Consider the following 4,639-nt stretch of genomic DNA (forward strand, 5'->3'; position numbering starts at 1 on the left):
ACCGCGTCGCTCCAGTGCCTCCTCGACCAGGCAGTCGTCTCGGCTACTCCGGACACTGAGGCAGACATGATTACCTCGGCTTCGCCGCCGTGGGCGACCACCGCGTCGCTCCAGTGCCTCCTCGACCAGGCAGTCGTCTCGGCTACTCCGGACACTGAGGCAGACATGATTACCTCGGCTTCGCCGCCGTGGGCGTCCACCGCGTCGCTCCAGTGCCACCTCGACCAGACTTCACAATCCGTTCCCCCCATCCCGGCCCCCACCTGTCTGCAAGGATGAAAGCCGCCGACAACGTGCCGATTGTCCGCCACAGAGAGTGCGTGATGGACATGCCCATTAGTGTGGCGCTGCGCGGCCGTCATGCTGGGGATGCAGCCGGTCGGCGAGCATGGCGCGGCGTGATCCAGGAATGGATCAACATAAACCGCGTGTTCAGCCGCGACCTGTCGGACTCGGTGATCTCTCAGTTCAATCGCGGTGAGGTCACCGAGGCCGACTGTCCACCCGAGGTACAAGAAGTGATGGCGTTGGGCGCGCATATTCAACGAGAGTCGCACGGCGCCTTCTCCGTTTATCGGCGGGGTACCAACGGGCGTATGCACCTGCGGCCCAATGGGGTGGTCAAAGGCTGGGCCGTGGAACGCTGCGCGGCCCACCTGCAGGAACTGGCCGACACCGACTTTTGCCTCTCTGCCGGCGGCGACATGCATTGCCGTTCACTCGATCCCAACAGGCCGTGGCGGATTGGCATTGAGGATCCGCATCAGGTCAAGAGAGTGCTCGCTGTCCTGCCGGTGCTCAACGGCGGAGTCGCCACATCCGGCACGGCTTACCGCGGTAATCACATCGTTGATGCACGCACGGGCCGCCCGCCCACTCACGTTGCCCAGGTGACCGTCTTTGCGGACTCAGTCACCTGGGCCGACGTAGATGCCACCGCAGCGTTCGCTCTCGGCCCAGAGGCTGCCGCCTGGCTCAGTGGGCGCGCAGGGCGTACCGGGCTTGTCGTGTGGCAAGACGGTTCGACCAGCACCATCGACTGACCCACTGAACCTTTCCAACCTAGTAATCGGTTGGGCTGACCGACAAATGAAGCCCCTGCTGGCGGGCGCCCGCGGCGCCCGCCAGCAGCTACTCCAACTGCTAGCCCTCATGGCCCCGGAAGCTTTCGGCTACCACGACAAGACCACCACCCGGCTCCGCAACGAGACTGGCGGCACATGGAGTCTCGACATGGAAGGTCCGATGAAGCTCTGACTCTCTTGAATCCTATCCTCCGCACCAGCGAAGGAAAGTTGGGACCGAATCACCTGGTGGAAATGGGGTCCGCTCTGCACACACTCGCGGACATCCATGCGGAGAGAGGAAACTTCAGTGCAGCTAAGGAGAACTACCGCAGCGCACTACACATCGAGGCGAGACGCGCTCAGTTCCGGTTACCCAGAACTGACAACAGCCTTGCTTGGCCTTGACAAAATGCAAGCCACAGCAGAGGTGCATCACCTAGCCAGATATTTGAGGCGTGAGTACCCTGTAGTGATAAGACTGCAGCGCGGCCGTATCGGCAACGATTGATCTGTCATGTACCGCTATTTTCAGCGACAGAAACCATCTTCGCCCCGACAGCAGGACGCATCCAGGAGCATGTACCTAACTTCCGTGGGAATTAATGGAGTTGGGTCCGGAATGACACGGCCACTTTTGCTTATTTACTTTCATGGCGAGTGCCACTTTCCCCTATCGGTCGCTACATTAATTATTGCAATTGGCCCTCTTGTGAGCTTGGTGGGCAATCCTATTGGAGGGTACCTGGCCGATCGCTTCGGAGCTGCCCCTAGCGCCACATGTGGGTATATAGCTGCTGGTCTCGGTATGGGAGTGATGGGCACCCTTAGTGCGCCCTGGCAAGTCATGATGTGCATGGCTGCGGTGGGGTTTGGGATTTCCATCACCACGCCTGCGCGGGACACCCTTTTGACTGAGATCGTATCTCCTACTCAGCTACCCCGGTACTTTTCGCTGACCAGTTTGATATCGCAGTTGGGGCTCGGGGTGGGGGCGCTCATTGCATCTGTGGCGATGGGTACATCCCCTTCATCCGTTTTCTGGATTATGTTCGCAGGTAACTGCATTTCCTACCTTCTGGCTGCGGTGTTCACGCTTTTTGTCGTTCGTGCCACCCGAACCGAGAGCCACTTTCCAGAATCATCCAAAGCAGCAACTAGAGGTATCGCGACAGGATTTTCTATCCTCGTACAGGATCGCTGGTTCATGCGCATCTGGATAATAAACGCAACCGCGGTGGCATTGGTGTTCTCGCAATTGAGCTCCGGGTTTCCTGCGTACATTACAACTGAGACTACTATGCCCGCCTGTGCGGTAAGCGTTGCGTACTTGGCTAACACTTCGATCGGCGCGATCATGCAACTTCCTGTATTGAAGGTCATGAATGGCGTGTCGGATGAGCTACGCCTAAGAACTCTTTGTTTAGTGATCTCCGCACCTTGCTTGCTCCTGCTTCTTGCAGGAGAGCTAGGAGGCTGGTTGGGGATGCTTGTGTTGATGATTGCAGCAGCGGTCATGGCAGTTGGCGAGAATGTACATGCTGCAACCGTGCCTGGGATGGTAAGCCGCGCTGCCCCCGCGCATATGCGCGGGAGGTACGCCGGTGCGCTCGTACTTGCGTACACTGTTGGATCGTTGATCGGCCCTATAATGGCCAGCTTGTTGCTCGTCCAGCAAGCATCCGTTCACTGGCTAATCGGCAGCTCAGTCATGTGCATAGTTTGTGCAGCGATCGCCAAGGCGCAGCCCAAAAGGCCGGCATCACCTAATGGTGCTACTGGGGCATGAAATATCGAACCGAACTTCAGCTGCGTGCCCCTCTGACCTTCAAAGAATAGGTTGCCCGCTATGGCTGGACTCGGATCCGTCGCCTGGCCGCCTCCCCCGATAAGGACCAAACGGCTCGTGCTCCGCGCGTCCGAGGCCCGAGACCGTGCGGCGTTCATCGAGCTGCTCGCTTCGCGGGAGGTGCGCACCTACCTCGGTGGCCCTCGATCGCCTGATGAGCTCGAAAGCACGGTCCCTGAAGTGCTTGGGCGGCCTCCTGGCATTTTCGTGATCGAACTCGACGGAGCGATGATAGGCACGGTCACGCTCGATCGGCGCGACGCGGAGCGTCCGGGGCACGTCCGTCCGGATACACAAGAGGCCCAGCTCGGCTATATGTTCCTGCCGGAGGCTTGGGGATGCGGGTATGCCACCGAGGCGTGCGCGGCGGTGCTCGGCTGGTTTGCCGACGCGCTTCCCGGCGAGCTGGTGGTGCTCTGCACCCAGACTGCCAACGACCGCTCGATGCGCCTCGCCGTCAAGCTGGGGTTCACCGAGGTACAGCGGTTCGAGGAGTGGGGCGCCGAGCAGTGGTTCGGCGTGTGGTCCCCGGTCACGCCGTCCGGTTGAGCGCCGCTGGCGAGTTCAGATGCCCCTGCCCGACCAGCAGGACAGGGAAACAGGCAACCGGCGTGCCGCCGTCGCAAGCCCCCCGTCTCTTCTCTCCGGGCCGGCCCGCGACTCCCGGACGGGCGCTCAGCGCCTCGTCTCGTCTCGTACCTGGTCAGGATCACGCCGCAGGGAAGCGTCCGCGTCTCCACCAGGTTCAGGTTCACCCAGTTGTCCAGCGCGGTGAAGAACGGCGTGCCGCCGCCCACCAGGACCGGCGCGGTGGCCAGCACGTACTCGTCGATCAGCCCGGCCCGCATGGCCGCCCCGGCGAGCGTCGCGCCGCCGATGTTCATGGGGCCGCCGTCCTCGGCCTTGAGCCGGGTGATCTCGGCGTTGCCGGTGACCAGGCGGGTGTTCCAGTCGACCTTGTCGATCGTCGAGGAGAACACCCTACCTTCGACATGTCCCGCCAGCGGTGCGCGAACTCGATCTCCGCCGGGGTGGCGTTGGGCTGCTGGTCGCCGGTCGGTCAGTAGGAGCTCATAGTCTGCCAGCTTGCGCCCGTACAGCGACAGGTCGGTCGCCTGCAACTGGTCGGACCAAAACTGGAACAGCTCGTCGCTCGGCACACTCCAGCCGATGTCGTCGCCGGGCGCGGCGATGTAGCCGTCCAGGGTCAGGTTCATGCCGTAGATCAGTTTCCGCATGCCGCCAGCCTTCCGTGGGTCGGTCTCACGCGTACAGACCGACCGGCGCGGCGCGGGAAACTCATCGATGCGCGATCTGAGCTCACATGTAGTCCTCTTGCTCGGTGGCTCAGCCGCAGACTCATCGTTCCGCCGAGGAAATGGCATCGATCTGAGACTGATCTTGGGTGACATCGCGGTGAGACAACAGAGAACCAGCAGGTCACAGAAGATCGACATGTCATCGGCGGCGAGACCCTACAGCCACACCGCTGCCCGGCTTTCTGGAACCGTGTGTCCTTCCGGAAATTGTTCACGCGCTGATGATCCTGCATGGGACATGACAGACAGCCCGCACAAGTCGGAGTATCCGACTTCCGTAGTGGTCAGAACAGCTACCAGGCAGGTGGCATCATCCCGCTGTGGTGATCATGGTCAATCGGGCGGTGTTGGCGCATCGGCTGTTCACGGGTCTCTCTCGGCGCCATCTCGCCTGCCTGGTCGAGGAG

The 4,639-nt window shown here is 61.3% G+C and carries 5 protein-coding genes and 1 pseudogene; 4 read left to right on the forward strand and 2 right to left on the reverse strand.

Annotated features, from left to right (window positions below):
• On the reverse strand, positions 1-200 hold a 200-nt coding region (locus tag ACFWBT_RS40695; RefSeq protein WP_385709198.1), incomplete at its 3' end, for a hypothetical protein.
• A gap of 75 nt (positions 201-275) precedes the next feature.
• Between ACFWBT_RS40695 and ACFWBT_RS40700 the strand changes: the two genes are divergently transcribed.
• The 4 genes from ACFWBT_RS40700 to ACFWBT_RS40715 all read left to right on the forward strand — a co-directional run bounded on the left by ACFWBT_RS40700 (position 276) and on the right by ACFWBT_RS40715 (position 3,462).
• The gene (locus ACFWBT_RS40700) at positions 276-1,043 is read left to right on the forward strand and encodes an FAD:protein FMN transferase (protein WP_385709201.1); all 768 of its coding nucleotides are present in this window, start codon (positions 276-278) and stop codon (positions 1,041-1,043) included.
• A 177-nt stretch (positions 1,044-1,220) separates the two neighbouring features.
• Positions 1,221-1,472 (forward strand): tetratricopeptide repeat protein, encoded by a 252-nt coding sequence (locus tag ACFWBT_RS40705; protein WP_385709204.1) that lies wholly within the window; start codon positions 1,221-1,223, stop codon positions 1,470-1,472.
• Between the two features lie 172 nt (positions 1,473-1,644).
• The gene (locus ACFWBT_RS40710) at positions 1,645-2,853 is read left to right on the forward strand and encodes an MFS transporter (protein WP_385709207.1); all 1,209 of its coding nucleotides are present in this window, start codon (positions 1,645-1,647) and stop codon (positions 2,851-2,853) included.
• Between the two features lie 60 nt (positions 2,854-2,913).
• Positions 2,914-3,462 carry a GNAT family N-acetyltransferase gene (locus ACFWBT_RS40715; protein WP_385709210.1) on the forward strand — a complete coding sequence of 183 codons (549 nt, stop codon included), beginning with the start codon at positions 2,914-2,916 and terminating at the stop codon, positions 3,460-3,462.
• Positions 3,463-3,629: 167 nt separating this feature from the next.
• On the opposite strand, the pseudogene ACFWBT_RS40720 reads toward ACFWBT_RS40715, so the two are convergent.
• Positions 3,630-4,370 (reverse strand): annotated as a pseudogene (locus ACFWBT_RS40720) (dihydrofolate reductase family protein); the annotation flags it as partial.
• Positions 4,371-4,639: the final 269 nt, after the last annotated feature.

The sequence above is a fragment of the Streptomyces sp. NPDC060027 genome, from assembly GCF_042737005.1.
Classification (GTDB): domain Bacteria; phylum Actinomycetota; class Actinomycetes; order Streptomycetales; family Streptomycetaceae; genus Streptomyces.

Excerpts from the sequence above, each read along its gene's own strand:
- ACFWBT_RS40700 (WP_385709201.1), top strand. The coding sequence starts at position 276 with ATGAAAGCCGCCGACAACGTGCCGATTGTCCGCCACAGAGAGTGCGTG.
- ACFWBT_RS40705 (WP_385709204.1), top strand. The coding sequence starts at position 1,221 with ATGGAGTCTCGACATGGAAGGTCCGATGAAGCTCTGACTCTCTTGAAT.
- ACFWBT_RS40710 (WP_385709207.1), top strand. The coding sequence starts at position 1,645 with ATGTACCTAACTTCCGTGGGAATTAATGGAGTTGGGTCCGGAATGACA.
- ACFWBT_RS40715 (WP_385709210.1), top strand. The coding sequence starts at position 2,914 with ATGGCTGGACTCGGATCCGTCGCCTGGCCGCCTCCCCCGATAAGGACC.